Below are 26,595 nucleotides of genomic sequence, written 5' to 3' on the forward strand. Positions count from 1 at the left end.
GACGCGGGTCCATCTCATAGCGGATTACTCCTTTAATTGCTATACCATGCGGCACTACAATCTTATGCGGTATTAATCTTCCTTTCGAAAGGCTATTCCCCTCTATGAGGCAGGTTACCCACGTGTTACTCACCCGTCCGCCGCTAATCCGTTCCCGAAGGAACTTCATCGCTCGACTTGCATGTGTTAAGCACGCCGCCAGCGTTCGTCCTGAGCCAGGATCAAACTCTCAATAAAAAGTTTAATCTTAGCTTACTCAAATAAAAATTGCTGGTTTACTTAAATGTATTTATCATATTCTGTTCAATTTTCAAAGATCTCTCAGTCAATCTCGACTGCTTTATTATGATAACATCATTAGCTACTCTTGTCAATAATTTTTTTATTATTTTTTTATAATTATTTAAAGCATTTTAGCTAACTTTTCATCAGTTGCGCATGAATTACTCGTGACAACGAATATAATAATATCATGTTTTTTGCATAAAATCGCCACTATATTCCTTGTTATCAATAATTATCATCCATTATATACATTTTACTCATAAATGCTCTTTTTTTCACCAGAAGACACACGTGGTAGTGTTAATTACATTCTTTCAATTATTTTCTACAAACACCTATAAAAACATTTAGTAACGTCTTTACTGTTATAAGAATCTATTCTAATATTAATAGTATAGAACAAACTTAATTACTTATAATTAATAATTCTATTTATTAATTATTAATACTATTATATATGATTTTAGTTCAGGAGATTTTAATTATGAATAAAGGAATTTTATATTTGATTTTACCACTTGCTATGTTTTCTTTTATAGGCTGTTCAAGTAACACCGCTTCTCCATCGACTTCACAGACCTCCACCCCTACTAAGACATCGATACAAGTACAAAATGCTCAAGCAACTGAGGCAAGCGAACCAGCTTCATTTAATTTAACTGATAACTCATCATATTTTTGCCCATTCCTTTTTAATGGGAGCAATTTAATATTTCCAAACCCAGACGAGAATAATAGGATTTCAATTATTCCTGCCCCTTTGCCTAAGAATATTCTTGAAAGTAAAAACGTTACTGATTTCGCAAATTATTCTGCTGATAATATGGTTTTAATTAATCAAATGATTTATTTTTCAAATGGTTCAGATAACAATACTTTATCTTCCTTTAATATTTCTGATAAAACTTACACCAAATTAAATGATGATTCAATAAATAATTTAATAGTTTCTAATTCAGAATTATTCTACATAAATAAAAATAACGAGAATAAAGTTTATAAATACGATACATCAACCTCAGCGCATTCATTGGTATCTGCTGATAGTGTAGGTTCCTTTATAATTAACGGAGATTTTATTGTATATCAAAATTTAAGTGACAACTCAAAATTATATTCAATAAAAACAGATGGTACTAATAGACAAAAGCTTACTGATTATACAGCTAACAGCTTTATAGTTTTTGATGAACAGTTACTTTTTTTTAACTCCTCTGATAACAATAATCTATACTCACTAGATCCTTCTACATTAAGCTGTAAGAGACTGTCAATAATGAATGGATTTCAGTTAAAGATTATTGATAAATCTATGTATTTTATTAACGGAAATGACTCAAATAATTTGTACTCATTATCAGTAGACTTAAAAAATCCAACCGTAACCTCTAAACCGGAAATATCACAAGGCATAAATGAATATTATTTGACTACCTCAGGTATATTCTACAGTCCAAGTATAAATGTAAACAATGTATACTTCAAAGATTTTTCTTCTAAAAGTTAATACATAAATGGGAGATAAGTATTTATAATTAAACGCTTATCTCCCATTTATGTTATATATTTATAAACATTTCACTATCTCTTTGAACTTATTACCTCTTATCATAAAATTAGGATACATGTCAAATGATGCACATGCAGGTGATAGAGTAACAATATCACCCGAATTGGCTATGTCTTTAGCAAGTTTTACTGCCTCTTCCAAAGACTCAACCATATTTATATTAATCTTAATTCCTTTTTCCTTTTCTAATTCATCAAAAACATCTTTAATCTTGTATTTTGTTGCCCCAATAAGAATTAATTCTTTTATATATGGATATCCCTCATACGCCAGAGGTTCAAAAGGTATATGCTTATCGTACCCTCCTGCAATAACTATTACCTTTTCATCAAATGCTCTAAGTCCAGCTAGAGTTCGCGTAGGACTTGAAGCAATAGAATCATTATAATATCTAACTCCATCTACCTCTCTTACAAGCTCACACCTATGTTCAACTCCAGCAAAAGTTTCAGCAACTTTCTTCATTACTTCTATAGAAACATCATCCTTTGTTGCTAAAAATGCCGCAAGATAATTTTCAACATTATGAATTCCTTTAATTACTATGTCATCCTTTTTACAAACTTCCTTACCTTTAAGATAGAGTGCCCCATCCTTATAATATGCTCCATCTGCCATTTCTCTTTTTGAACTAAATTCTTTCACATTTCCTTTTGCTTCTTTTATAAATCCATGCGTAATTTCATTTTCTCTATTTACTACCAGAAGTCCATTTGAATTTTGATATATAAAGATATTCTTTTTCGCATCTATATATTCTTGCATACTTTTATGCATGTCTAGATGATTTGGTGATAAATTTGTGCATACTGCAACATCTATTTCTTGAGTCATTGTCATAAGCTGAAAACTAGATAACTCTAATACAACTTTATCTTCATCATGTATGTTTTCTATTTCCGAAAATAGTGGAGTTCCTATATTTCCTCCGACCCATGTTTTATACCCCTGGCCCTCTAGTAACTTAGAAATAATTGTTGTTGTTGTTGTCTTTCCATCGCTACCGGTTATTCCATATACTTTTCCCTTTGTGTATTTCACAAATTCCTCCATCTCAGAGGTAACATATGTTCCTTCTTCTCTAGCCTTTACTAATGATTCACTATCAATTCTCATTGATGGCGTTTTGAATATTACATCAAATCCTTTTAAGTTATCTAGATATTTCTCTCCAAGCTCTAGCTTAACTCCCTTTTTATTAAAATCATCTGCGACTTCTCCAAGTTCCTCCAAATCCTTCTTATCAAAAGCTGTAACACCAGCACCTAAATCTATTAAAAAATTGATTAATGGAATATTACTTACTCCAATTCCAACAACTCCAACTTTCTTACCTTCTATAAATTTTTTAAACTCATTAAAATCTTTCTTCATGATTATCCTCCAAATTCAAATCTCTATTTATCGTATAGATCATTGCCAAAATTTGTTCTTTATTATTTTAATTATAACACTTGCAACAAAAAAATAAACTGACCCAAGAAGAAATTATCTTGGGTCAGCTTTTATATAAGTGTATTTCTAAAATTCCAAGCTTGCTTGAATGTAATTTTCTATTTCGCTTATTTTAATTCTTTCTTGATCCATAGAATCTCTATTTCTAATTGTGACTGATTCGTCCTCTAATGTATCAAAATCAATTGTTATACAATAAGGCGTTCCAATTTCATCTTGTCTTCTGTATCTCTTACCTATACTTCCTGTTTCATCGAAATCAAGATTAAATTTCTTACTTAATTCTGCATAAATATCTAAAGCCTTTTCTGACAACTTTTTAGAAAGAGGTAATATCGCTGCCTTAAATGGAGCTAATGCTGGATGTAGATGCATTACAGTTCTGACATCTCCGCCTTCCAATTCCTCTTCATCATATGCCTCAATTAAAAATGCCAAAGCAACTCTATCTGCACCTAAAGATGGCTCTATAACATATGGCACATACTTCTCATTAGTAGTTTGATCTAAATAACTTAAATCTTGACCTGAATGTTCTTGATGCTTAGATAGATCATAATCAGTTCTATCTGCTATTCCCCAAAGTTCACCCCAGCCAAATGGGAATAAATATTCTATATCAGAAGTTGCATTCGAGTAGAAAGATAACTCTTCTTCTCCATGATCTCTCATTCTTAAATTTTCTGGCTTAACATTCAAATTTAATAAGAAGTTCCAGCAATAATCCTTCCAATACTTATGCCATTCCAAATCAGTTCCAGGCTTACAGAAGAATTCTAATTCCATTTGTTCAAATTCTCTTGTCCTGAAGGTAAAATTACCAGGTGTAATTTCATTTCTAAAGGATTTGCCTATTTGAGCTATACCAAATGGTACCTTTTTTCTTGATGTTCTTTGTACTGCTTTAAAATTAACAAAAATGCCTTGTGCTGTTTCTGGCCTTAAATACATTTCTGCTTTAGCATCCTCAGTAACTCCTTGGAAAGTTTTAAACATAAGATTAAATTTTCTTATATCTGTATAGTTCATCTTTCCACATTTAGGACAAATTATGTTATTTTTTTCAATATATTCTTTCAATTGTTCGTTAGTCCATCCATCAGCGGTAGCTACTTCTACTCCATTTTCTGTCATATGATCCTCGACTAACTTATCAGCTCTAAATCTTGCTTTACATTCCTTACAATCCATTAACGGATCTGAGAAACCTCCAACATGCCCTGATGCAACCCAAACTTCTCTATTCATTAAGATAGCAGAATCTAATCCAACATTATAAGGACTTTCTTGAACAAACTTTTTCCACCATGCTCTTTTTACATTATTTTTAAATTCCACTCCTAAAGGACCATAATCCCACGAATTAGCTAAGCCACCATATATATCTGATCCCGGAAATACAAATCCTCTATTTTTACAAAGAGCTACAATCTTATCCATTGTTTTTTCTACTGCCATTGTTTTATCCCTCCAAATATATTTTTATAAAATAAAAAAGGCTTTAAGCACAAAGGGACGAAATATAATTCCGCGGTTCCACCCTTCTTGGCTTAAGCCCATCTTTCTTCATCGATTTCCTCACACTCAAAAGCTCCATTCATTTATAACCAATAATGATTTCCACCAAACATCATCTCTCTTCAACTGACTTATAAATTACTTTTCTTTTTCAACATGTGTATTTAATTTATAAATTAATTTTAACAAAATCATTTTATATGTCAAGACTGAATATTTTCTAAAAAAATATAAAAAAATGGCTCCGCGAAGAGGACTCGAACCTCCAACCTATCGGTTAACAGCCGAGTGCTCCACCATTGAGCTATCGCGGAACGTCATTACTTAATCTATTATATCAGTTTTTTTAGATTATGCAACCCTTTTTTAATAAAATATCAATTTTATATTTCTACATTATCAAGTCATATTATTCTTTAGTGCTGACTCCTTTAAATACATTTATTTATCTTTATAAATTTTACAAAATAAAAAAGTTATAGCAACAATTTCAAAATATATGCTATAACTCATATTACTACTCTAAAAGATATAAAAAAATGGCTCCGCGAAGAGGACTCGAACCTCCAACCTATCGGTTAACAGCCGAGTGCTCCACCATTGAGCTATCGCGGAACGTCATTACTTAATCTATTATATCAGATTTCTAAAATTATGCAATCCCTTTTCCTAAAATACCACTTTTTATTTTCATATTATATAAACCATATTGGTCTTTAGATCTCATATACTTTAGATGTTTTCATTTATTTATATTTATAAATTTTACAAAATAAAAAAAGCTACAGCAATTCCTAAATCCCCGCTATAACTCACATTACTATGCTAAAAAATATAAAAAAATGGCTCCGCGAAGAGGACTCGAACCTCCAACCTATCGGTTAACAGCCGAGTGCTCCACCATTGAGCTATCGCGGAACGTCATTACTTAATCTATTATATCAGTTTTTTCTAATTATGCAAGCTTTTTTTGTATTTTATTTATCTTGGAATCTTCGAAAATCATCTATTATCTATCCTTATTCTATATAAGGTGGCAACAGCATATAAACATTACCTACGAAATAACAATTTTATTGCATCCATGCAGATAAAAAGGTTCATATATGCCTTGTATGCACATATGAACCTTTTTGTAACAATCAATAAAATATATTTATTTTAACTGTATTGAAATTATTTTTGTGGCCTCATTGTTGGGAATAATATAACATCTCTAATTGATGCTGAATCAGTTAAAAACATTATAAGTCTATCTATACCCATTCCCATTCCACCTGTTGGTGGCATACCTGTTTCAAGCGCACTCATAAATTGCTCATCTAACATATACGCTTCATCATCGCCAAGTTCTCTTTCCTTCGCTTGTTGTTCGAATCTTTGTCTTTGAACTATAGGATCGTTTAATTCTGAGTATGCATTACAAAGTTCTCTACCAAATACAAAACCTTCAAATCTTTCAGTGAATTCAGGATTTCCTCTCTTTTTCTTTGTAAGAGGTGAAATTTCTACTGGATAATCTGTAACAAATGTAGGCTGAATCATATTTACTTCTCCAAACTCTTCATATAAAGCATTTAAAACTTCGCCTTTTGTTACTGTATTTAATGGTTTAGCAAATTCTAAGTGTTTTTCCTTTGCTATAGTTTGAGCTTCGTCGTCAGATTTTATTTCATTGAAATCTACTCCAGCATATTCTTTTACAGCATCAACCATAGTGATTCTTCTCCATGGTGGCTTAAAGTCTATTTCTGTACCTTGATAAGCAACCTTAGTAGTTCCATTTACTTTTTCGCAAATATATGCAACCATATTTTCTGTAATTTCCATCATATCATTATAATCAGAATATGCTTCATATAATTCGATAGCTGTAAATTCAGGATTATGTCTTACTGACATACCTTCATTTCTAAAATTTCTTCCTATTTCATATACCTTTTCAAAACCAGCAACTATTAATCTCTTAAGATACAACTCTGTAGCTATTCTTAAATACATATCCATATCCAAAGTATTGTGATGCGTAATAAAAGGTTTTGCTGCTGCTCCACCAGCTATTGCTCCAAGAATTGGAGTTTCCACTTCTATAAAGCCTTTAGTATCTAGGAATTCTCTCATAGCTGAAATAATTTTACTTCTTTTAATAAAAGTATCCTTAACTTCTGTATTAGTAATTATATCAACTTCTCTTTGTCTATATCTTAAATCTGGATCTTTTAATCCATGCCACTTTTCTGGAAGCGGCTTTAAAGACTTACATGTTAATTCAAAATTATTTACGTTTACTGATACTTCACCTGTTTTAGTTGTAAACACTTCTCCAGTTGCGGCAATCCAATCACCCAAATCAAAAGTTTTATATTGTTTTAAGTTTTCTTCTCCAACCTTGTCAATCTTTAAGAATAGTTGTATCTTGCCATCTTTGTCATGTATATCTGAGAAAACAACTTTTCCTTGGCCTCTTTTAGACATTAACCTTCCTGCAACGGTTACTTCCTTACCTTCTAATGCATCGTAGTTTGCCTTAACTTCCTCTGATGTATGAGTTCTATTGACTTTATAAACATCAAAAGGATCCTTTCCAGCACCTTGTAGCTCTGCTAGTTTAGCTCTTCTCAATCCTTCCTGTTCATTATACTGAGACTCTAACTCTTGCATGCTCATTTCTTCTGTTGACATTATTGTACCTCCAATTAACTTCTACTTATTCCTAGTATTTCGAATTTATTAACTCCGTCTGGAACTGTTACCTCTACTACATCACCAACTTTTTTACCAACTAGTGCATTTCCAACCGGTGATTCGTTTGATATTTTAAAATTCATAGGATCTGCTTCAGCTGAACCTACTATTGAATACTCTACTTCTTCATCAAATTCATAATCCTTAACTTTTACCTTTGCCCCAACTGAAACAATATCACTTGGAATTTCTGATTCATCAACAACTACTGCATTCTTTAACATATTTTCTAACTGAATTATTCTTCCTTCTGTAAATGCTTGGTCGTTTTTAGCTTCATCATACTCAGAATTTTCACTCAAGTCACCGTATCCTAAAGCAATTTTTATCTTTTCAGTTATTTCTTTTCTTTTTACTGTTTTTAAATATTCTAGTTCGCTTTCTAATTTTTTAACACCTTCATAAGTCATAACATATTGTTTTGATTGGCTCATATACTTTAACTCCCCTTTAAAACCTTCTATATTATTTATTTTAGTTAGTGATTTTAATCTTTATTTTAATAAGTTATCCATTAAATAAATCATTCTAAGCAATCTCTTATTACATCGTTAACAGAGAACGCCTTTAAATTTATAATAATTTAAAATATATTTTAATCTGAAAATCATTTAACTTATTATAAATCAGCCTATTTCATATGTCAATGAATCCTAATTTGAAGCACCTTACCCTATTGAATGGTAATTTACTCAATACAACTTTACTGATAGCTATGCTTTCTGCATATCAAACATTAAATAAACTAAGTTGAAATATTAATATAAAAGTAAATTAGCAAAATATAAAATAAATTAAAATATAATATTCATCTAATGATTAATATTTATATATACTATATTTCTTATTCAGCTAAATTGCATTTTTCTAAATATTAATAATATGCTTAAAACACATAATTAATTCTAATTATTATTGCAAAGGTTATAATTCATCTTGATATTTTCTTAAAGCTTGAATAACTTTTCCACTCTCATCTATAGTATTAATCTGATTTTTAAGTTCTGTACATCTTGGAAGTCCTTTAATATACCAGGATGCGTGTTTTCTCATTTCCCTTATTGCTTTAAATTCTCCATCATATTTTATTGCTAATTCATAATGCCTAATGCACATTTCAATTTTTTCATTATTTGAAACTTCTTGAACTTCTTCGCCATTAAGTAAATTATTTATCTGTCTAAATATCCATGGATTTCCTTGACTTCCTCTTGCAATCATTATTCCATCACAGTCAGTCATTCTCTTCATTCTAATAGCATCTTCTGGAGAAAATACATCCCCATTTCCTATTACAGGAATCGAAACACTATCCTTAACTTTCTTTATTATATCCCAATCTGCTTTCCCTTGATACATTTGTCTCCTTGTTCGTCCATGAATAGCAATAGCATCCACTCCAGCTTGTTCCATACCTTTTGCAAATTCCACTGCATTAATATTATCCTCATCAAATCCCTTTCTAAATTTGACAGTAACAGGTTTTGTTGAAACTTTTTTTATAGCTCTAACGATATCGTATGCGAGTTCCGGTTCTTTCATCAATGCAGATCCTTCTCCATTTTTAACTATTTTGGGAGCTGGGCATCCCATATTAATATCAATAATACAAATATCTTCCCTGTTATTTAAATATTCTTCACAAATTCTAGCCATCACATCTGGTTCTCTACCAAATATTTGAGCTGCAACTGGTTTTTCTTCATCCGCTATTCTAAGTAAGGTTTGTGTATTCTCGCTCCCATAATATAATGCTTTAGCACTAACCATTTCGGTATAAACCAACCCGCATCCCATTTCCTTACATAATCCTCTAAATGATATGTCAGTTACTCCTGCCATAGGTGCTAGAAATATATTGTTTTCAAAGGTTAAATTCCCTATCTTCATTGTAGAATATACTCCTTACATTATTGTACAAATCTCAATTTCCATATAATTTATCTTTGGAAAATCTCCATGTCTTTATTTTTTTCATATAATATCTTTAATCCTTCTAGTGTTAAATCTGAATCAACTTTATCAATAACATCAGTCTCTTTAGCTATCAAATTTGCTAATCCACCTGTTGCTAATACAAAAGGCTCTTCTTTATACTTAGAATTTTTCATTTCTTGTTTCATTTTCTTCACTATATATTCAACTTGCCCAATATAACCAAATATAATACCAGATTGCATACTTGATACAGTATTTTTGCAAATCATATTTTTTGGCACTTCTAATTCTACTCTAGGAAGCTTAGCTGCTCTTTCAAATAAAGCATCTGCTGAAATTCTTATCCCTGGACATATGCATCCTCCAAGATAATCTCCATTCGCTCTTACTGCACAAAAAGTTGTAGCAGTTCCAAAGTCTATTATTATAACTGGTCTTTTGTAAATTTCATATGCAGCAACAGCATTTACTATTCTATCCGCTCCAACTTCTCTTGGATTATCATATTTAATATTTATTCCAGTTTTCACTCCTGGTCCAACTATTATAGGTTCGTGACAAAAACATTTTCTTAACATATTTTCTAAAGAATGCATTATATTAGGAACAACAGAAGAAACTATAACTCCAGTAATATTTTTAGGATCAATGTCACTTAAGTTAAATAGTTGCATAACTTGTATACCATACTCATCTGAAGTTTTATTTCCTTCACTTGAAATACGCCAACTAGCTATATACCTTTCTCCATTATGTACTCCCAAAACAATGTTAGTATTACCTGCATCAACAAGTAAAATCATAGAAAGCACCACCTTAATATAGTTAAATTAAAAGCAGCCCGAAGAGCTGCCTTAATTTAGAAATTGACTAAAAAATAACAATATAATTTTAACAATTATATTTAATTTGTCAAGAGTTTAAATGCGATTTTAGATTAATACCATTACTTTCTCGTTATTGTTGTTATTTCTAATATGTCCATATATGAAATCATTAGAACAATCCTATTATTTCTCCACTTTTTAATACATCCATCTTGTTTGCAGCTGGCACCTTTGGAAGTCCAGGCATAGTCATTATGTCACCCGTTTGAACTACTATGAATCCAGCACCGTTTGATACTCTAACCTCTTTAACTGTAATATCAAATCCTTCAGGTCTAGCTAAAAGACTAGGGTTATCTGACAAGGAATATTGTGTTTTTGCCATACATATAGGAAGTTTATCTAATTTAAACTTTTCTAATTCATCAATTTGTTTTTTTGCTGTTGGAGTATAATTAACTTTATCCGCACCATAAATTTCATTAGCAATTGTAAATATTTTATCCCTAATAGATTTTTCTTTGTCATAGATAGGTTCAAAATTTGATTCACTATTATGTAATGTATCTAAAACTATATTAGCAAGGTCAATTCCACCTTCACCACCTTTAGCCCATACATCGCATAAAGCTACCTTAACTCCAATTTTGTCGCAAAAATCTTTAATAAATTCTACTTCTTCAGAACTATCTGTAACAAATTTATTTATTGCAACAACTGGTGTAATTTTAAATTTCTTTATATTCTCTATCTGTTTCTCTAAATTAGCAATTCCACTTTTTAACGCTTCAACATTTGGGATATTTAATTCAGTTTTAGCTATTCCGCCATGATGTTTTAACGCTCTTATTGTTGCAACTATTACAACACATTCCGGTTCTAAATTTCCATATCTGCACTTAATATCAAAAAACTTTTCTGCACCTAAATCTGCTCCAAACCCAGCTTCTGTTACAACAACATCTCCTAACTTTAGGGCAAGTTTAGTTGCCATTATAGAATTACACCCATGAGCGATATTAGCAAATGGTCCTCCATGTATTAACGCTGGAGTATTTTCTAATGTCTGAACCAAATTAGGTTTAATAGCGTCTTTCATCAATAGTGCCATAGCGCCTTGTACTTCTAGTTCCTTAGCATAAACTGGATTTCCATCTAAATTATAAGCAACTACTATATTTCCCATTCTCTCCTTTAAGTCTTCTAGGTCGCTTGCTAAACATAATATAGCCATTATTTCAGACGCAACAGTTATATTGAATCCATCTTCTCTAACAAATCCGTTAACCTTTCCTCCCATTCCAACAACGATATGCCTTAATGCTCTATCATTCATATCAATTACTCTTTTAAATACAATCCTTCTAGAATCAATTCTTAAAACATTACCTTGGTGAATATGATTATCTATTGCTGCTGATAACAAATTATTAGCAGATGTAATAGCATGCATATCTCCAGTAAAATGAAGATTAATATCCTCCATTGGAACAACTTGAGCATATCCACCGCCAGCTGCTCCACCCTTGATGCCGAAAACCGGACCTAATGATGGCTCCCTCAACGCTATTACGGCTTTCCTACCAAGCCTGTTTAAAGCCTGACCAAGGCCTACTGTAACTGTTGACTTTCCTTCTCCCGCAGGAGTTGGATTTATAGCTGTTACTAAAACTAACTTTCCATCCTTATTATTTCTAACTTTATCATATACGTCTAAAGATATCTTGCACTTATATTTTCCATAGTACTCTATATCATCTTCACAAAGTCCTAATTTTTCAGCCACATTTTTTATTGGCTCCATCTTTGCCTCTTGAGCAATCTGAATATCACTTTTCATTTAAAATTCCTCCTAAATATAAACCCAAAATTATACTTAATATAACTTATTATATCATTTCACTATATATAATAAAAGTTTTTTCGAATAATAAGTATAAATGCAATCCGAACATTCGTATTCATATGAATAATATGCAATATTATTCATAAATATTAAAAGGCTATTTCAAACGCATTTTGTGTTTGAAATAGCCTGTATATTAATTATTTACAAAAATATCTTCAAATTCTTGTGCATCAAGTTTTTCTTTTTCAATCAAAGCTTTTGCAACAGCATGTAACTTATCTATATTTTCCTTTAAAAGTTTATTAGCTCTATCATAAGCCTCATCTATGAATTTCTTTATTTCTTTATCTATTTTAGAACCTATTTCTTCACTAAAGTTTCTTCCCTTACCTAAGTCTCTTCCAAGGAAAACTTCATCATGTCCTGAAGTATTAAATGATATAGTTCCAATCTCTTCACTCATACCATAATCCATAACCATGCTTCTAGCTATATGACTTGCTCTATCAATGTCATTTTTTGCGCCAGTACTAATATCTCCCATAATCAATTTTTCAGCAACTCTTCCGCCTAAAAGTCCAACCATCTCATCTTTTAACTTAGACTTAGATGTATATGAAGTATCTTCCTTTGGAAGATGCATAGTATATCCACCAGCTCTGCCTCTTGGGATTACACTTATTTCATGAACTGGATCACAATATGGGAGCAATCTCATAACAACTGCGTGGCCTGCTTCATGATAAGCCGTCAATTTTCTATCATGCTCAGTTATTACTCTACTCTTTTTTTCAGGCCCTGCAATTACTTTTGTTATTGCTTCTTCCATCTCAGACATAGAAATTTGTTTTTTCTCTTTCCTTACAGCAAGTAATGCTGCTTCATTTGTTAAGTTTTCCAAATCTGCTCCTGAAAAACCTGGTGTTCTTCTAGCAAGAACATCTAATTTTACATCCTCTTTTAATGGTTTCTTTCTAGTATGAACTTTAAGGATTTCCTCTCTTCCTTTTACATCTGGTGCTCCAACAATTATTTGTCTATCAAATCTTCCTGGTCTTAATAACGCCGGATCTAATATATCTGGTCTATTAGTCGCAGCTATCATAATTATACCTTCATTAGCTCCAAATCCGTCCATTTCAACAAGTAGTTGATTTAATGTCTGTTCTCTTTCGTCGTGTCCTCCACCTAAGCCTGCACCTCTTTGTCTTCCGACTGCATCAATTTCATCTATAAATACTATACAAGGTGAATTTTTCTTTGCCTCTTCAAATAGACTTCTAACTCTCGATGCACCAACACCAACAAACATTTCAACAAAATCTGATCCTGATATGCTAAAGAATGGCACTCCTGCCTCTCCTGCTATCGCTTTTGCAAGCAATGTCTTTCCAGTTCCAGGAGGTCCAACTAATAAGACTCCCTTAGGAATCCTCGCACCAATCTGTATATACTTTGATGGTAACTTTAAAAAGTCAACAATTTCTTCAAGTTCAGCTTTCTCTTCATCAGCACCTGCTATATCTTCAAATGTAACTGTTTGTGTATCTGGTGTTACCATTTTAGCCTTACTTTTGCCAAAATTCATAACCCCTCTTCCACCACTTCCACTTTGGGATTGTTGAGTAAATATAAACAAGAATATAAATATAAATACCGCCATTAATATGAATGGAAGTAATGTTGCTATCCATGTTGCGTTATTAGATGGCTTCTCAAAAACAACTTTAACATCTAATTTAGGCTGATTTACTATTAGTGAACTAACAAGTTCCCCTGGTGCAATAGTAACAAAACTTTTATTATCTGTAGTTTTCCCTTCTACAGTCATACTATCTTCCTTGACTAAGATGCTTTCTATTTCATTTGCATTCCACTTTTGTATAAATGCACTATAAGTTATCTCATTAGAACCTTTTCCTGTTTGCCACATAGTAACTGCTGCTAAAATCAGCATAACTGAGCATACAATCCATACAGCCGCACTTGAATATTTTTTCATTCAAGGCCCCCCTCTCTCATCATATTTAAAATTTTACCATAGGAATATTTTTATTACAATTAAAATTGAATTTTCTATTTTTCATATACTTCAGGCTTTAATATCCCTATAAAAGGTAAATTCCTGTATTTTTCAGCATAATCTATTCCATACCCTACTATGAATCCATCAGGAACCTCAAATCCAATATATTTAACATCTAGATTCGATTTACGCCTTGCTTGCTTATTTAGCAATGCAACTATTTCTATGCTATTTGCTTTTCTCGCTTTTAGGTATTTAAGTAAATATGTTAAGGTTACTCCTGTGTCAACAATATCTTCAACTACTAAAATATCTTTTCCTTCTATACTATTATCCAAATCCTTTAATATTCTTACAACACCAGATGTTTCTGTGGAACTTCCATAGCTTGACACTGCCATAAAATCTATTTCACATTTAATAGATATATTCTTTATTAGCTCAGCGGCAAATATTACTGATCCTTTTAAAATACCAACTACAAGTAATTCTCTTCCTTTGTAATCAGTACTTATTTCACTTGCAAGTTCTTTAATCCTTTTACTTAAGATTTCTTCTGAATATAGTATCTCTTGTATATCTTGTTTCATATTAATATTCCTTTCTTTTAACGACTACTTTTAATATATTTGTACTTTTGCTTGTAAGTTTATATTCTTCTGAAATTCTAATTCCAATAATCCATGCAATCCTTTCATCAAAACATAAAATAGGAATGCACTCTCTTTCCTCTTTAGGAATCTTCATATCAATAAAAATATCTTTTAATTTTTTACTCCCACTCATACCTAGCGGAACAATTTTATCTCCATTCTTTCTGTTTCTTATTGAAATATTATCATTAATTTTATCAAAATCAAAATACTTAACGAAATTGCCTTGCTTTAAGTTTATAGTATTTTCCTTATAATTATTAATTATCGAAAATTGAATAATATACTTATGAAACTCAACTGTATTTATATATATGTTATTTTTACTCAAAATTATTTCTTCTTTTTTACTATTTATATCAGATTTTTTTGTCTTTGTTTTTATGTATATATCCCCATAAACATTTTCAGCGCAAACTCCATTTGGGAGATGTACTAACTTTCCCGAGTACTTTTGAGCCAAACAAGATATTTCATATATATGTTTAACCTCAAAATCATAATTAGACTTTGAGTATCTTGTTAGTGCCTTCCTTAATACTCTATTAACCAAAGGTTCTTCCTCTTTAAATATTTCCTTTTTTATTATAAAATAATCATCACACTCTACACAATATTTATTGTATAGACCTACGGATAATTTTTCAAGAAATTCATTATCTTTTTGTAATAATGTGGACATCCTATTTAAAGTCTGTACTATATCCTCATTGAAATTTTCTTTCATATATGGCAATATATCTAATCTTATTTTATTTCTATTATAGATTTTTTCAAAGTTAGTTTTATCAATTCTAGGATTTAAATTTTTTAATTCTACGTAGTTCTCTACTTCCTCTCTACTTAAACATAAAATAGGCCTTATTATTTTATTATCTCTAGAGGCTCTGATCCCTCCCAGACCTTCAAGACCTGTTCCCCTCATAAGCCTAAATAAAATAGTCTCCGCTTGATCATTAGCATTATGTGCAGTGGCAATCTTATTAAAATCTTCTTTTTTCAAGATTTCGTCAAAAAAATCATATCTAGCACTTCTTCCAGCCATTTCGGAAGACAATTTATTTTCCTTAGAATAAGCATTAATATCTACACGTTTCACAAAGCATTTTATTCCCATCTCATTGCATGTACTAATAACATATTTCTCATCTTCAAATGCATCTTTACCTCTTAAAAGATGGTTTAGATGTGCAGCAGCTATACTTATATTTAACTTTTCTCTTAACTCAAATAAAACATTCAAAAGGCATATAGAATCTGGCCCTCCAGAAAGAGCAATTAAAATTTTATCATTAGGTTTAATAAGATTATTGTCTTTTATATAAGACAGTACTTTTTTATACAAAAATAACACTCCTATTTATTTATTATTGTGTCATATATCATTCCGCTTCTTATATTTTACGTATATATGTTTTAAATGTAAACATTATTGCTTTAATTTAGCATTGGAAAACTCATTTTATATAAATATAATATTACTTTTCTATAATAATCTCATTTATTTAACTAAATATTAAATAAACATAAATAGCTGTTTCAAAATTAGCTTATGACTTAAATTTTTGAAACAGCTATTTATAATATTTTAATAACTTATTGTACAATGATCTTAGCTATCTAAATAAACCTTTGAAACTACAACTGTCATATCATCTTTAATCGTTCCATTACTTAATTCTTTTGCTTTTTCTAGCACCTTTTCTGACAGTTCTCTAGGATCTGAATTAATCTTCTTTAAGTATTCCTCAATCCAAGTTGATTCTCCTGAGTTTGACTTATCTATATCTAAAATACCATCGCTAACATTAATTAAAATATCACCAGGTCTTAACACTTCTCTTATAACTTCCACGTCCACTTCATCTACAAGCCCAAAAGGCAAGTTCTTAGAATTAATAGGTATTACATCACGGCCTCTTTTAATAAAGCTAGGTGCCGCACCTATCTTAACAAATATTGCATTACCGTTATATAAGTCAATTCTATTTAAATCTAAAGTTGCATATTTTTCATCTTCAGAAAATCTCATTCCCATTATAGAATTGACTGTGTTGACTGTTATATCCTCATCGAATCCTGCTTCAATAAGCCTTTCTACCAAATCTACAGTCGCTTTGCTTTCCTCTCTAGCTTCCGGTCCAGAACCCATTCCATCACTTAGTATAGTCATATACGTTCCATTTCTCGTCCTTCCGAAACTATAACTATCACCTATTTGAGTTTCTCCGCCTTTCGGTTCCATTGCTCCATAAGATACCATATAGTACTTTGGTTTTTCTTCTATCGTTATAACGCATTCGTTTGTCTTCGGATTTAATTTACATCCATCATCTCCAATACATAATTTAATTCTCATAGCATTACTCAATAGAGAAACTATGGTTTTCTCATAATAATCAGCTCCTTCACAATTATTTACACTTAATCTAATTTTAACTCTACCATTCTTATCTATATAACAAAAAATATCATTATAATATATTGAATTTTTATTTAATATACGTTTAGTCAATCTCTCTAAATCAGTATCTATTCTAACTTCCTTTTTAAAATCATTAAGAAGGTTATCCAAAGTACATGATATATTAGATATATGAGATGATAATATATTTCTCCCTTCTGCTAATCTCTCCTTTATTGATTCATTTACATTATAATTAGTTACAATCCCCTCTGCATTTCTTAAAAGTGTAAAGTTCTTGATACATCTTTTTTGCAAATCCATAGGAATTGCTACCTTCCCTTGCTCTTGACTTTGAATTAACATCTGAAAAGAGTTAAAAGTTTGATGAAAGTCTCTTTCCCAGCATAAAGGTTTATTTTCACAGCTTGAGCAGCTTCTATCAGCTAAGTTTTCTACTAACGCACTTCCCTTCGATTTAATCAATAAATTTTCATTATCATTAGTCGTTAATAAACATTTCGATACATTTGTAAGTACACTTGTAAGTTCCTTTAATTTAAAAGTAAACTCCTCCTTTATTGCATTCAACTGAATTTCGCCTAAAGATGCTTTCTTTCTATATGGATTTATCTCAATTTCAATACTTGTAAATACAGGTTTTGGAACACATAAGAATAAAACAGAACTAGCAAGAACTTCCACTCCTAACTTCAACGTTACTGCATTAGAATATAAAGCTAATGCAGTATAAATTATTATACCTGATAGTATTGAAAATATTTTCCCTGTATCCTTAAATATGCCAACAATCAATCCTCCAACTCCAAAGAAGGCTACACTATACATCATATCATTCGATGCTACTCCAAGCATTATTCCCATAGAAACTCCAATCATAGTTCCGTATGTCGCCCCACCTACATATGCAATTGTCAGAACTAATGTCAATGCACATATATTCCTGATAGAATAGTTACTAATATTTATATTACCTATTCCTGCAACCAATAAGCACAAGAATATTCCAATGCTGACTATTTCCTCTGAAGAAAAGAAGTAATTAGTATTAATTTCTTCCAAAGAATTTAACGCATACTTTATAACATAATATATAGGCACTACAATCAATGTCTGTACTAAACATAAAGTTATATTTACACCAACCTCATATTTATTAACTATTAAACCATAACAAAAAAAACTGCTTAGAATTATTACAAAACCCACTAACTCCTTTTTTCTATTTTTAGCTTGTGCTATAAACACATAGTAAATTGTCACTAATGCTACAGCTATTAAATATACATAACCATCTGTCAATAAATTACTTATTGTCAGATATCCTATAGCAATTCCTATTGCCACAGTTAAACTATTTTTTCTATTTTCTTTTGTAACTACAGCTATCAAATACGCAATTCCAATTGGAGCTATTCCAAGACTATCTGATTGATTTAATAATAAATTTACCCTGCCGAGCAAAACTCCTGACATTAGAATAATTCCCAACTTAACTATAGATGTTTTCATCCATAACTTTTTTCTTAAGTTTTCCACTCTAGTTATTCCCTCATATTTGTTCAACCCTAACCCATACTGCACATCAGCTCGCCTCATTTCCAAATAATGTAATTTGATTATAGCATCATAACCTCACGATAAATGTCATAAGGTGTTTCGCATAGAAAACTTTCGTAGGACAACTTCATCTAAATTTCTCTAATATCTAATGATTTAATAGATTATTTTCTTTATTGGATATTATCTAATATTACACTTAGTTAAGGCAACTCAAGCTATTTAGCTAATTATTGAGTTTAAACTATTATAATTAATTTGTCGTTAATCTTATTTTATTAGAAATTTATATATAAAATATTTTTCATAAAATCATAAACCCTGAATACATTTTTTGATTACTCCTTAAAATAATATTTTTTACGATTATTCTTTAATTTTCTTAATTTTAGTGACCAAAATTTGCATTTAATAATCAATCTTATGACAAGTAACTTATAACACTCAAAATATTAAATACTAAAAAAAGTCTAACATAAATGTAATTATCTACATTCATATTAGACTTCTATCTATAACTAATTACCCCCCTGTTAGAAAAGTAATCTTTAAATACCTCATTCATAGCATTATAAATTAATACTAAAGCATTCTTCTCAATGGCTAGGTATTTATCTAGAAAAGTATATTATACTTTTACTTTATGCCTCACATAATAAATATCTTTGAAACAAAAAAAGGCTTAAGCAATTGCTTAAGTCTTTTGGTTGCGGGGACAGGACTTGAACCTATGACCTTCGGGTTATGAGCCCGACGAGCTACCAACTGCTCCACCCCGCGATATTATTTTTTTCATATATATGGTGCCGAAGACCGGAATCGAACCGGTACGGTGTTTAACTACCGCAGGATTTTAAGTCCTGTGCGTCTGCCAGTTCCGCCACTTCGGCACATATTGGTAGCGGAAATAGGACTTGAACCTACGACACCTCGGGTATGAACCGAGTGCTCTAGCCAGCTGAGCTATTCCGCCATATCAATGGTTGCGGGGACAGGACTTGAACCTATGACCTTCGGGTTATGAGCCCGACGAGCTACCAACTGCTCCACCCCGCGATATTATCTTTTTCATATATATGGTGCCGAAGACCGGAATCGAACCGGTACGGTGTTTAACCACCGCAGGATTTTAAGTCCTGTGCGTCTGCCAGTTCCGCCACTTCGGCATATCTTATAACTAAGTGCCAACGACAAAGCTAATTATAATACATATTCATTGCTGTGTCAACAACATTTTTTTATTAATATTATATATTAATATTTTAATTGTAATAATCAGTGAATTACAAGTTTTAATCACTGTAAATATCTATTTATAATCTTAATAATGCAGAACAAACTGTAAACAAATATAAAAATTTCTCTACAAATCTATTCTGCATTTGAAATTTATCAAGCAAATTTTATATTTATTTTCCCATAAAGATTAAAAGAACTCTTAGCAGCCTTTTTTTCCACCTTTACTTTTAAATTCTTGATGCTTCTTTACATCTTGCATTCTTTCTTCGCTATCCTTTAGAAACTTAGACATAATATCTTCGAAATTTCCTGAATTAGTAGTTTTCTTCTTATCAGGTGCCTTCCAGTCAATCTCTGCTGGTTTAACCGATTTTCTTTGAACATTTGCTTGCTTTATTGAAAGACTGATTTTACCATTATCATCAATTGAGATAACTTTCACTTTCACTTTATCTTGCTCACTAAGATGTTCTCTAATATCTTTTACGTAAGAATCTGCCACTTCTGAAATATGAACTAATCCAGTTTTGCCTTCAACTTCAATAAAAGCTCCAAAGTTTGTGATGTTTATCACTGTGCCCTCTACTATGTTTCCTGCCATTAAGGTCATGTTTAAAAGACTCCTCCTTAAATTTAAAAATATATAAATTTATAAGAACAAATCTGCTATGCAGATGTTCTTTAATTTAGAATACAAATTTAATTATTCAGCTACTATAATATTACCAGAGTTTTATAAGTTTTTCTATAAATTGAAAATTAATTTTGATTTGTTATCTCTCCATTAACAACTTTTTCACCAGGCTTAATCATTCCAAGTCTTTCTCTTGCTAATTTTTCAAGATAATCTGATGAATTTGAATTAATTTTATCAACTTCATCCTGAAGTCTTTCATTTTTTTGTTTAATTTCATTTAACTGAACTTGCTTACTATCAATTTCCTTTTGAATTCTATTCATTGTTATAGTTTGCCTAATGTAACTAAAGGTAAAGAAAATAATAAATCCAGTAATTATTGTCCGCTTTAATATTAACTTCGTTTTCATCTATAAGAACCTCTATTTTGCAAATTCTCTTAAGTCTATTGTAAACACTATATTAGTATTATTCAAGTAATTTTTTATCATTTCCTTTTATCTGTAATTTTATATGCAATTATTTTTAATGGATACAATAAATTCTTTAATAAAATTCTAATCAACTTATAAGATGATTTTGCGATTAACATCTCACTATTATAAAAATACTTACTGATAAATTTAAAGTATAACATAATAGCTGCAATTATAAAAATATATACGTAGGGAGTTAAAAATGCATAATTAGTATATAATAAAAAAGTAAACACAATTAAAGCAATAAGTACACAAAATAGCATATCTTCTATTATTGTCAATATTTTTATAGAGTTTAATCCTCTTATTCCTCTATATATATCAAATAATATTCCCGTTATAACACCTCCAATTAAGCTGCATACAACAAGATTAATCTGCATATTCAATCCTAAAGGCATACTATATTCCTACTTAAACAATCTACTTATTATACTTTCATTGCTCTTTTTAGATACTTTTCCATTATACACCATAGAGGCAATGCTTCCGGCAATTATAACATCACCATTTTGCACATCTAATTTATTCATTTTTAACTCTTCTCCCTTAATAGTTAAGTTCCCCAGACTAGTTGTTAAATCTATTTTTTGCTCATCAAAACTTATAACCTCTATAACACCGCTTAAAGTTAATTTTTTTCTATTCTCTAGAGATAAACTTGATTTATTATCTTCTACTTTATTTTCCACTCTCTTCTCCATTAAAAATTCCTCCATTCATTTTTCTTATACAATATATGCTTATATTTTGTATTTTAGAATTTAGAACCTTTAATAAGTTAAGTATAGTAGAATTTATTTTTTAACCATAACATGTTCTTATCCACTACGGCTTCACTTAACATAAAGTTTTTCCTAACAATACCCTATATATAGATAAAGAGTAGATAAACTATGTAGTTTCTACTCCTTATCTTCCTCACCCTCAAGGATAATATACATTTCTTTTGCCTCTTCTTTTCTCACATGTTCTACCACACTAGCAATTTCTGCCTTTAATACTTTATTAGCAAACGTTATTTCAATTATGTCCCCTTCTTTTATTTTTGTAGAAGGCTTTGCTACTTTACCATTTATTAATATACGTCCACTTTCACATATTTCTTTTGCTACAGTTCTTCTCTTTATAATTCGAGATACCTTTAAATATTTATCTAATCTCAAAATTTCTCCTCCATTCAAAAGAACCCGAGAAAACTCGGGTTCATATTTACTCTGTCTAACTTGTATTTTATTACTTGTTAACTTTATCTTTGAATTCCTTACCTGCTTTAAACACTGGAACTGTTGTTGCAGGAATGTTTATAACTTCTTTAGTTCTAGGATTTCTTCCTTCTCTAGCTGCTCTTTCTCTTGTTTCAAAAGTTCCAAAGCCAACTAATTGAACTTTTTCGCCTTTTTCTAGTGCTTCCTCAACACTTTCAATTAAAGCTTTTAATGCTAATTCCGCATCTTTTTTTGTTAATTTACTTTTTTCCGCCATACTAGTAATTAATTCTGCTTTATTCACAATAACATCCTCCTTAAAATCCAGTTACATATTTTCTAACTGTTTTCTTTATGTACTAAATTGCACTTCTTTATTATATAACCTCTTCAGCTACCCGTCTATAGAAAAACGCTTTCTTTTCCTATATATAACTAAATAATCCAATAAATCGTTACAAAGTAGTTCTTTTATAAATTATTATTCTTCATAAACTAGAGAATTCCTTTATTTAAATTATCCATTAACTTAAGTTTTTTTGAAATTTCCCATAGTTCATTCATTTCATCTAAAGTCATATTTGTTAATTCAATATTCTTATCTTTAGCTACTTTCTCAATATATTGAAATCTTTTTATAAACTTATCTATAGTATAATTTAACGCTATTTCCTCATCTACTTTCAAAAACCTTGCAACATTTACACATGAAAATATTAAATCTCCGACTTCTTCTTGTATTTTCTCCACATTTTCTGTATTATATACATCAATTACTTCTTTTAACTCCTCTTTTACCTTGCTTACAGCAAAATCTATATTTTCGAAGTCAAACCCAACCTTCTTTGCTTTTTCTTGAATCTTATGAGCTCTTAAAAGTGCAGGTAATCCCTTTGTTATTCCTCTCATTTCCTCCACAACACTATTATACCCTTTTTCTTTTTTCTTTAACTCATCCCACTTTATTATTACATCTTCCGATGAATTCAATCCATCATCATCCTTAAATACATGAGGATGCCTGCTTATCATTTTATTACAAATTCCTTCTATCACATCTCCTATGTCGAAATATCCATCTTCCTTTCCAATAGATGCATGAAAAACAACTTGTAGAAGTACATCTCCTAATTCTTCGATTAAAGAATCATCGTCTTCTTGATCTATCGCATCTATTACCTCATAACTTTCCTCTATCAACGCCTTCTTGAGCGACTTATGAGTTTGTTCTCTATCCCATGGACATCCACCTTCACCTCTCAACACTTCAATTATATCTAAAAAGTCATTGAAATCTTTTTTATTTTTAAGATCCTTTGGTATATAAATCGATGTTAAATAATCTATATCTTCCTGCATATCCAGTTCAAATAAAGGTATCTTTCTTATGCTCTCCTGACCGTATATTCCAGCTGCTCTTACATAATAAATCTCTGTCTCGTCATTATAGCATTCTAGCAATCTTAATTTAACTTCTGACGCTATCAATTGATTGTACACTTGCGTAACAATTGTCCCTATTCTTTTATCTAGAATTTGATTACTTATATCAAATGAATCTATAACCTTTAATCCCTCTATGGGATCAATCTTAAGGCTTTCAATCATTGCATCAATAAAACTTACTGCTGGTATAACTTTATATTCTATATCATTTTCTTTACATAATTCTATTAAGTTAAACACTGATTTTTCTGCCACCAATGGATGGCCTGGAACTGCATAAATCAAATCATTCATATTCTTATGTTTACTAATTAGATCTTTTGCAATATTCAGGTATACTTCGTCAAAACTGTCTATGCTATCATAAATATTATCATAAGTATCAAATACTATATTTTTTTCCTTTAGATAATCTACTGTTGGATGTTTTTCTGTCCTTAAAAATATATGTTTACTTTCTTCAAGTTCATTTATTGTTCCTATTGTCAATGCATCCTTGCTTCCTGGCCCTAATCCTACTATCTTAATCATTAGAATTTCTCTCCTTTTTATCTTCTTTTAAATCTATCCCTTATTTCCTCAATATTAAATACTTTAAATACAATTATCATTATAATATATACTATCATACCCAAAAATATAGATGTCAAGCAAGATATTCCATTACTAACTGTATTCTTATATAAAATATTATAACTTATTAACACAATTAACATCATAATACTCGATGCATAGCAAGGTTTTATTAATATTTCATATAAGTTAAGCTTTACTCTTAATGTAAATTTCATCATCACTATATTTAGAACGCTTACTGTTAAATAGGCTCCAAAGCTCGCTAAAACAGCACCATATATGTTGAATATTTCCATAGGAACTAATACCCAGGTTAATACAATCTTAATTAAACATCCAATTAAAAGGTTAATAACAGGTTTTATATAATGTCCTGTTCCTTGTAGTATTGCTGTTGTTGTTTGAGTAATTATTATAAAAGGAATTGTTAATGATAAATATTTTAATATCTCTATTCCTTCGAACCTGCCTGGAAATATGAACTTCATTACTGGTTCAGCTAAAAAGAATAATCCAAAAGTACACGGAATAGCAATTACTGATGCCATTTTCATAGATGCATCTATTTTACTTTTTAGTTCTTTCTGCTTCTTAAGTATAAAATTCTCGGCTATAATAGGAATTAGAGATGTACAGATAGCCATAGAAAGAGTTAAGGGAATATTTACAATTACAGAAGCCTTTCCTGTTAATTGTGCATATAATACAGTTGATTGTACATTTGTGAACCCTGCATCTAGCAGTTTTTGTGGCACCAAAATTGAATCTATTAAATTCATAATACTTGATACTGTAGTACCTAATGATATTGGTATTGCAATCTTTAATATAGTATTTAATATTTCTGGATTGCTTCGAACTCTTTTAATAGCGTAACGTTTCTTTACTCTTTTGTAATTGGAATATAAGTAAGCTCCCCCAAGAACAGCACCTGCCGTTGCTCCAAATGCCGCACCACCTGCAGAATATTCTATCCCCTTAGGTAATAAAAACACAGCAAGTCCCACGCCAAATATGACTCTACCAATCTGCTCTATTATCTGTGATATAGCAGATGGAGTCATATTCTGCAATCCTTGAAAGAACCCCCTAAATATAGTCACAAAAGATATTACAATTGGTGCAAATGATATTCCGATCAATGAATAATATGCTTTCGGATCCCACTTCAAAAATGATACTATCGGTCTCGCAAAAAAGAATAATGCTAATGTGGTGCCTGTCCCTATTATTGTCATTAAAATAGCAGACTCTTTCATTACTTCAAAGCTTCCATATACATCATTTGTTGCATTCTTTTCTGATATCATCTTAGAAATTGCAACAGGAACTCCAGAAGCCATAGCTATAAAAAACATATACAACGGATATGACATTTGATAATACCCTATTCCCTCATCTCCAATTAACATTATTAGTGGCCATCTAAAGAATAGGCCTAAAAATCTAGTTAATATTCCTGCAACTCCAAGAATTATGCTTCCCTTTATTAGGGATTGTTTTTTCATAAAACACCTCCAAACTTACATTTTACTAATTAATTATTATTGTAAGTTTGGAGGTATTATTCCTTTTATTTTCATAATGTAGCTATTTATAGATATTATTGCTCCATTTGTTTACCTAAGAATGCTGCTGCTGTCTCAACTAGTTTTGTTTCAACTTCACCAAGCTCTCCATCTTCTTTTGAAAGAATAATCACAGCTCCTATTTCATCACCTTCAGCTATGATTGGTGATATAACTTGACTAGTATACTCTGTTTCATCGTCATCATTATGTAATGGTATTACTGCGTTATCAGCTTTATTTAATAACACAGTTTTTCTTCCGTCCATTATCTTTTCTAACTCGCTGCTTACTTTTCTTTCTACGTAATCTTTTTTTGGTGCTCCACTTACTGAAACAAATGCATCTTTGTCAGCTATTAGTACTACATGACCTATAACTTGTTGCAAACTTTCGCAATATTCTTTTGAAAAGTTAGTAAGTTCTTCAATTGGTGAATATTTTTTTAGAATTACTCCACCGTCTCTATCAGTAAAAATTTCTAAAGGATCTCCCTCTCTTATTCTTAAAGTTCTCCTTATTTCTTTTGGTATTACTACTCTTCCTAAATCATCAATTCTTCTAACAATTCCTGTTGCCTTCATTGGTTAT

The 26,595-nt window shown here is 30.7% G+C and carries 21 protein-coding genes, 8 tRNA genes, 1 rRNA gene and 1 other annotated feature; of the genes, 1 reads left to right on the top strand and 29 read right to left on the bottom strand.

Annotation, left to right across the window (positions count from 1 at the left end; translation table 11 throughout):
* Positions 1 to 237 (bottom strand): 16S ribosomal RNA (locus tag T483_RS0127070); the annotation flags it as partial.
* 532 nt (positions 238 to 769) lie between these two features.
* On the opposite strand from T483_RS0127070, the gene T483_RS0127075 reads away from it, so the two are divergent.
* Positions 770 to 1,792, top strand: a complete 1,023-nt coding sequence (locus tag T483_RS0127075) for a DUF5050 domain-containing protein (RefSeq protein WP_026889645.1) — start codon at positions 770 to 772, stop codon at positions 1,790 to 1,792.
* A gap of 60 nt (positions 1,793 to 1,852) precedes the next feature.
* On the opposite strand, the gene murD is transcribed toward T483_RS0127075, so the two are convergent.
* The 28 genes from murD to spoVT all read right to left on the bottom strand — a co-directional run bounded on the left by murD (position 1,853) and on the right by spoVT (position 26,588).
* A complete protein-coding gene (murD, locus tag T483_RS0127080; protein WP_026889646.1) occupies positions 1,853 to 3,229 on the bottom strand; it encodes a UDP-N-acetylmuramoyl-L-alanine--D-glutamate ligase in 1,377 nt (458 codons plus the stop codon).
* 147 nt (positions 3,230 to 3,376) lie between these two features.
* A complete protein-coding gene (locus T483_RS0127085; protein ID WP_026889647.1) occupies positions 3,377 to 4,768 on the bottom strand; it encodes a glycine--tRNA ligase in 1,392 nt (463 codons plus the stop codon).
* Between the two features lie 50 nt (positions 4,769 to 4,818).
* Positions 4,819 to 4,992: a binding site (T-box leader), on the bottom strand.
* A gap of 75 nt (positions 4,993 to 5,067) precedes the next feature.
* Positions 5,068 to 5,142: transfer RNA gene (locus T483_RS0127090), tRNA-Asn, on the bottom strand.
* Positions 5,143 to 5,368: 226 nt separating this feature from the next.
* A tRNA-Asn gene (locus T483_RS0127095) sits at positions 5,369 to 5,443 on the bottom strand.
* A 228-nt stretch (positions 5,444 to 5,671) separates the two neighbouring features.
* Positions 5,672 to 5,746: transfer RNA gene (locus T483_RS0127100), tRNA-Asn, on the bottom strand.
* Between the two features lie 258 nt (positions 5,747 to 6,004).
* The gene (lysS, locus tag T483_RS0127105) at positions 6,005 to 7,510 is read right to left on the bottom strand and encodes a lysine--tRNA ligase (protein WP_026889648.1); all 1,506 of its coding nucleotides are present in this window, start codon (positions 7,508 to 7,510) and stop codon (positions 6,005 to 6,007) included.
* Positions 7,511 to 7,524: 14 nt separating this feature from the next.
* Positions 7,525 to 8,007: a transcription elongation factor GreA gene (greA, locus tag T483_RS0127110; protein ID WP_026889649.1), complete on the bottom strand. Its 483-nt coding sequence runs from the start codon at positions 8,005 to 8,007 to the stop codon at positions 7,525 to 7,527.
* Between the two features lie 490 nt (positions 8,008 to 8,497).
* The gene (gene dusB / locus T483_RS0127115; RefSeq protein WP_026889650.1) at positions 8,498 to 9,463 is read right to left on the bottom strand and encodes a tRNA dihydrouridine synthase DusB; all 966 of its coding nucleotides are present in this window, start codon (positions 9,461 to 9,463) and stop codon (positions 8,498 to 8,500) included.
* 50 nt (positions 9,464 to 9,513) lie between these two features.
* Positions 9,514 to 10,314: a type III pantothenate kinase gene (locus T483_RS0127120; protein ID WP_026889651.1), complete on the bottom strand. Its 801-nt coding sequence runs from the start codon at positions 10,312 to 10,314 to the stop codon at positions 9,514 to 9,516.
* A 193-nt stretch (positions 10,315 to 10,507) separates the two neighbouring features.
* On the bottom strand, positions 10,508 to 12,178 hold the full coding sequence (locus T483_RS0127125) for a formate--tetrahydrofolate ligase (protein WP_026889652.1): 1,671 nt from the start codon (positions 12,176 to 12,178) through the stop codon (positions 10,508 to 10,510).
* 202 nt (positions 12,179 to 12,380) lie between these two features.
* Positions 12,381 to 14,189 (bottom strand): ATP-dependent zinc metalloprotease FtsH, encoded by a 1,809-nt coding sequence (ftsH, locus tag T483_RS0127130; protein WP_026889653.1) that lies wholly within the window; start codon positions 14,187 to 14,189, stop codon positions 12,381 to 12,383.
* Between the two features lie 74 nt (positions 14,190 to 14,263).
* A complete protein-coding gene (gene hpt, locus T483_RS0127135) occupies positions 14,264 to 14,803 on the bottom strand; it encodes a hypoxanthine phosphoribosyltransferase (protein ID WP_026889654.1) in 540 nt (179 codons plus the stop codon).
* Between the two features lies 1 nt (position 14,804).
* Entirely contained in the window at positions 14,805 to 16,211 is a 1,407-nt protein-coding gene (tilS, locus tag T483_RS0127140; protein ID WP_026889655.1) for a tRNA lysidine(34) synthetase TilS, read from the bottom strand.
* 267 nt (positions 16,212 to 16,478) lie between these two features.
* Complete coding sequence (gene spoIIE, locus T483_RS0127145; RefSeq protein ID WP_080697189.1) at positions 16,479 to 18,890, bottom strand: stage II sporulation protein E; 2,412 nt, start codon at positions 18,888 to 18,890, stop codon at positions 16,479 to 16,481.
* Between the two features lie 665 nt (positions 18,891 to 19,555).
* Positions 19,556 to 19,631, bottom strand: a tRNA-Met gene (locus tag T483_RS0127150).
* 21 nt (positions 19,632 to 19,652) lie between these two features.
* Positions 19,653 to 19,741, bottom strand: a tRNA-Leu gene (locus T483_RS0127155).
* Between the two features lie 6 nt (positions 19,742 to 19,747).
* Positions 19,748 to 19,824: transfer RNA gene (locus T483_RS0127160), tRNA-Met, on the bottom strand.
* A gap of 7 nt (positions 19,825 to 19,831) precedes the next feature.
* Positions 19,832 to 19,907 (bottom strand) — tRNA-Met (locus T483_RS0127165).
* A 21-nt stretch (positions 19,908 to 19,928) separates the two neighbouring features.
* Positions 19,929 to 20,017: transfer RNA gene (locus T483_RS0127170), tRNA-Leu, on the bottom strand.
* Between the two features lie 272 nt (positions 20,018 to 20,289).
* Entirely contained in the window at positions 20,290 to 20,700 is a 411-nt protein-coding gene (locus T483_RS0127175; RefSeq protein ID WP_011967460.1) for a S1 domain-containing RNA-binding protein, read from the bottom strand.
* A 149-nt stretch (positions 20,701 to 20,849) separates the two neighbouring features.
* The gene (locus T483_RS0127180) at positions 20,850 to 21,137 is read right to left on the bottom strand and encodes an FtsB family cell division protein (protein ID WP_026889657.1); all 288 of its coding nucleotides are present in this window, start codon (positions 21,135 to 21,137) and stop codon (positions 20,850 to 20,852) included.
* A gap of 77 nt (positions 21,138 to 21,214) precedes the next feature.
* The gene (yabQ, locus tag T483_RS0127185; protein ID WP_026889658.1) at positions 21,215 to 21,607 is read right to left on the bottom strand and encodes a spore cortex biosynthesis protein YabQ; all 393 of its coding nucleotides are present in this window, start codon (positions 21,605 to 21,607) and stop codon (positions 21,215 to 21,217) included.
* Positions 21,608 to 21,616: 9 nt separating this feature from the next.
* A complete protein-coding gene (gene yabP / locus T483_RS0127190) occupies positions 21,617 to 21,910 on the bottom strand; it encodes a sporulation protein YabP (protein ID WP_026889659.1) in 294 nt (97 codons plus the stop codon).
* A 201-nt stretch (positions 21,911 to 22,111) separates the two neighbouring features.
* Positions 22,112 to 22,372 carry an RNA-binding S4 domain-containing protein gene (locus T483_RS0127195; protein WP_011967456.1) on the bottom strand — a complete coding sequence of 87 codons (261 nt, stop codon included), beginning with the start codon at positions 22,370 to 22,372 and terminating at the stop codon, positions 22,112 to 22,114.
* A gap of 70 nt (positions 22,373 to 22,442) precedes the next feature.
* Positions 22,443 to 22,718 carry an HU family DNA-binding protein gene (locus T483_RS0127200; RefSeq protein ID WP_008422747.1) on the bottom strand — a complete coding sequence of 92 codons (276 nt, stop codon included), beginning with the start codon at positions 22,716 to 22,718 and terminating at the stop codon, positions 22,443 to 22,445.
* A 191-nt stretch (positions 22,719 to 22,909) separates the two neighbouring features.
* On the bottom strand, positions 22,910 to 24,391 hold the full coding sequence (mazG, locus tag T483_RS0127205; protein WP_026889660.1) for a nucleoside triphosphate pyrophosphohydrolase: 1,482 nt from the start codon (positions 24,389 to 24,391) through the stop codon (positions 22,910 to 22,912).
* A gap of 17 nt (positions 24,392 to 24,408) precedes the next feature.
* Positions 24,409 to 25,944: a putative polysaccharide biosynthesis protein gene (locus T483_RS0127210; RefSeq protein WP_026889661.1), complete on the bottom strand. Its 1,536-nt coding sequence runs from the start codon at positions 25,942 to 25,944 to the stop codon at positions 24,409 to 24,411.
* A 95-nt stretch (positions 25,945 to 26,039) separates the two neighbouring features.
* Positions 26,040 to 26,588, bottom strand: a complete 549-nt coding sequence (gene spoVT / locus T483_RS0127215) for a stage V sporulation protein T (RefSeq protein WP_026889662.1) — start codon at positions 26,586 to 26,588, stop codon at positions 26,040 to 26,042.
* Positions 26,589 to 26,595: the final 7 nt, after the last annotated feature.

It is taken from the genome of Clostridium beijerinckii HUN142 (assembly GCF_000621745.1).
Lineage (GTDB): Bacteria > Bacillota > Clostridia > Clostridiales > Clostridiaceae > Clostridium > Clostridium beijerinckii_A.

What these genes read in the sequence shown, in the direction of transcription:
- yabQ (WP_026889658.1), bottom strand. Translation starts at nt 21,607, where the DNA reads ATGCCTTTAGGATTGAATATGCAGATTAATCTTGTTGTATGCAGCTTA.
- yabP (WP_026889659.1), bottom strand. Translation starts at nt 21,910, where the DNA reads ATGGAGAAGAGAGTGGAAAATAAAGTAGAAGATAATAAATCAAGTTTA.
- T483_RS0127180 (WP_026889657.1), bottom strand. Translation starts at nt 21,137, where the DNA reads ATGAAAACGAAGTTAATATTAAAGCGGACAATAATTACTGGATTTATT.
- spoIIE (WP_080697189.1), bottom strand. Translation starts at nt 18,890, where the DNA reads ATGAGGCGAGCTGATGTGCAGTATGGGTTAGGGTTGAACAAATATGAG.
- T483_RS0127085 (WP_026889647.1), bottom strand. Translation starts at nt 4,768, where the DNA reads ATGGCAGTAGAAAAAACAATGGATAAGATTGTAGCTCTTTGTAAAAAT.
- T483_RS0127125 (WP_026889652.1), bottom strand. Translation starts at nt 12,178, where the DNA reads ATGAAAAGTGATATTCAGATTGCTCAAGAGGCAAAGATGGAGCCAATA.
- hpt (WP_026889654.1), bottom strand. Translation starts at nt 14,803, where the DNA reads ATGAAACAAGATATACAAGAGATACTATATTCAGAAGAAATCTTAAGT.
- T483_RS0127210 (WP_026889661.1), bottom strand. Translation starts at nt 25,944, where the DNA reads ATGAAAAAACAATCCCTAATAAAGGGAAGCATAATTCTTGGAGTTGCA.
- mazG (WP_026889660.1), bottom strand. Translation starts at nt 24,391, where the DNA reads ATGATTAAGATAGTAGGATTAGGGCCAGGAAGCAAGGATGCATTGACA.
- murD (WP_026889646.1), bottom strand. Translation starts at nt 3,229, where the DNA reads ATGAAGAAAGATTTTAATGAGTTTAAAAAATTTATAGAAGGTAAGAAA.
- ftsH (WP_026889653.1), bottom strand. Translation starts at nt 14,189, where the DNA reads ATGAAAAAATATTCAAGTGCGGCTGTATGGATTGTATGCTCAGTTATG.
- lysS (WP_026889648.1), bottom strand. Translation starts at nt 7,510, where the DNA reads ATGTCAACAGAAGAAATGAGCATGCAAGAGTTAGAGTCTCAGTATAAT.
- dusB (WP_026889650.1), bottom strand. Translation starts at nt 9,463, where the DNA reads ATGAAGATAGGGAATTTAACCTTTGAAAACAATATATTTCTAGCACCT.
- T483_RS0127075 (WP_026889645.1), top strand. Translation starts at nt 770, where the DNA reads ATGAATAAAGGAATTTTATATTTGATTTTACCACTTGCTATGTTTTCT.
- T483_RS0127175 (WP_011967460.1), bottom strand. Translation starts at nt 20,700, where the DNA reads ATGACCTTAATGGCAGGAAACATAGTAGAGGGCACAGTGATAAACATC.
- T483_RS0127120 (WP_026889651.1), bottom strand. Translation starts at nt 10,314, where the DNA reads ATGATTTTACTTGTTGATGCAGGTAATACTAACATTGTTTTGGGAGTA.
- greA (WP_026889649.1), bottom strand. Translation starts at nt 8,007, where the DNA reads ATGAGCCAATCAAAACAATATGTTATGACTTATGAAGGTGTTAAAAAA.
- spoVT (WP_026889662.1), bottom strand. Translation starts at nt 26,588, where the DNA reads ATGAAGGCAACAGGAATTGTTAGAAGAATTGATGATTTAGGAAGAGTA.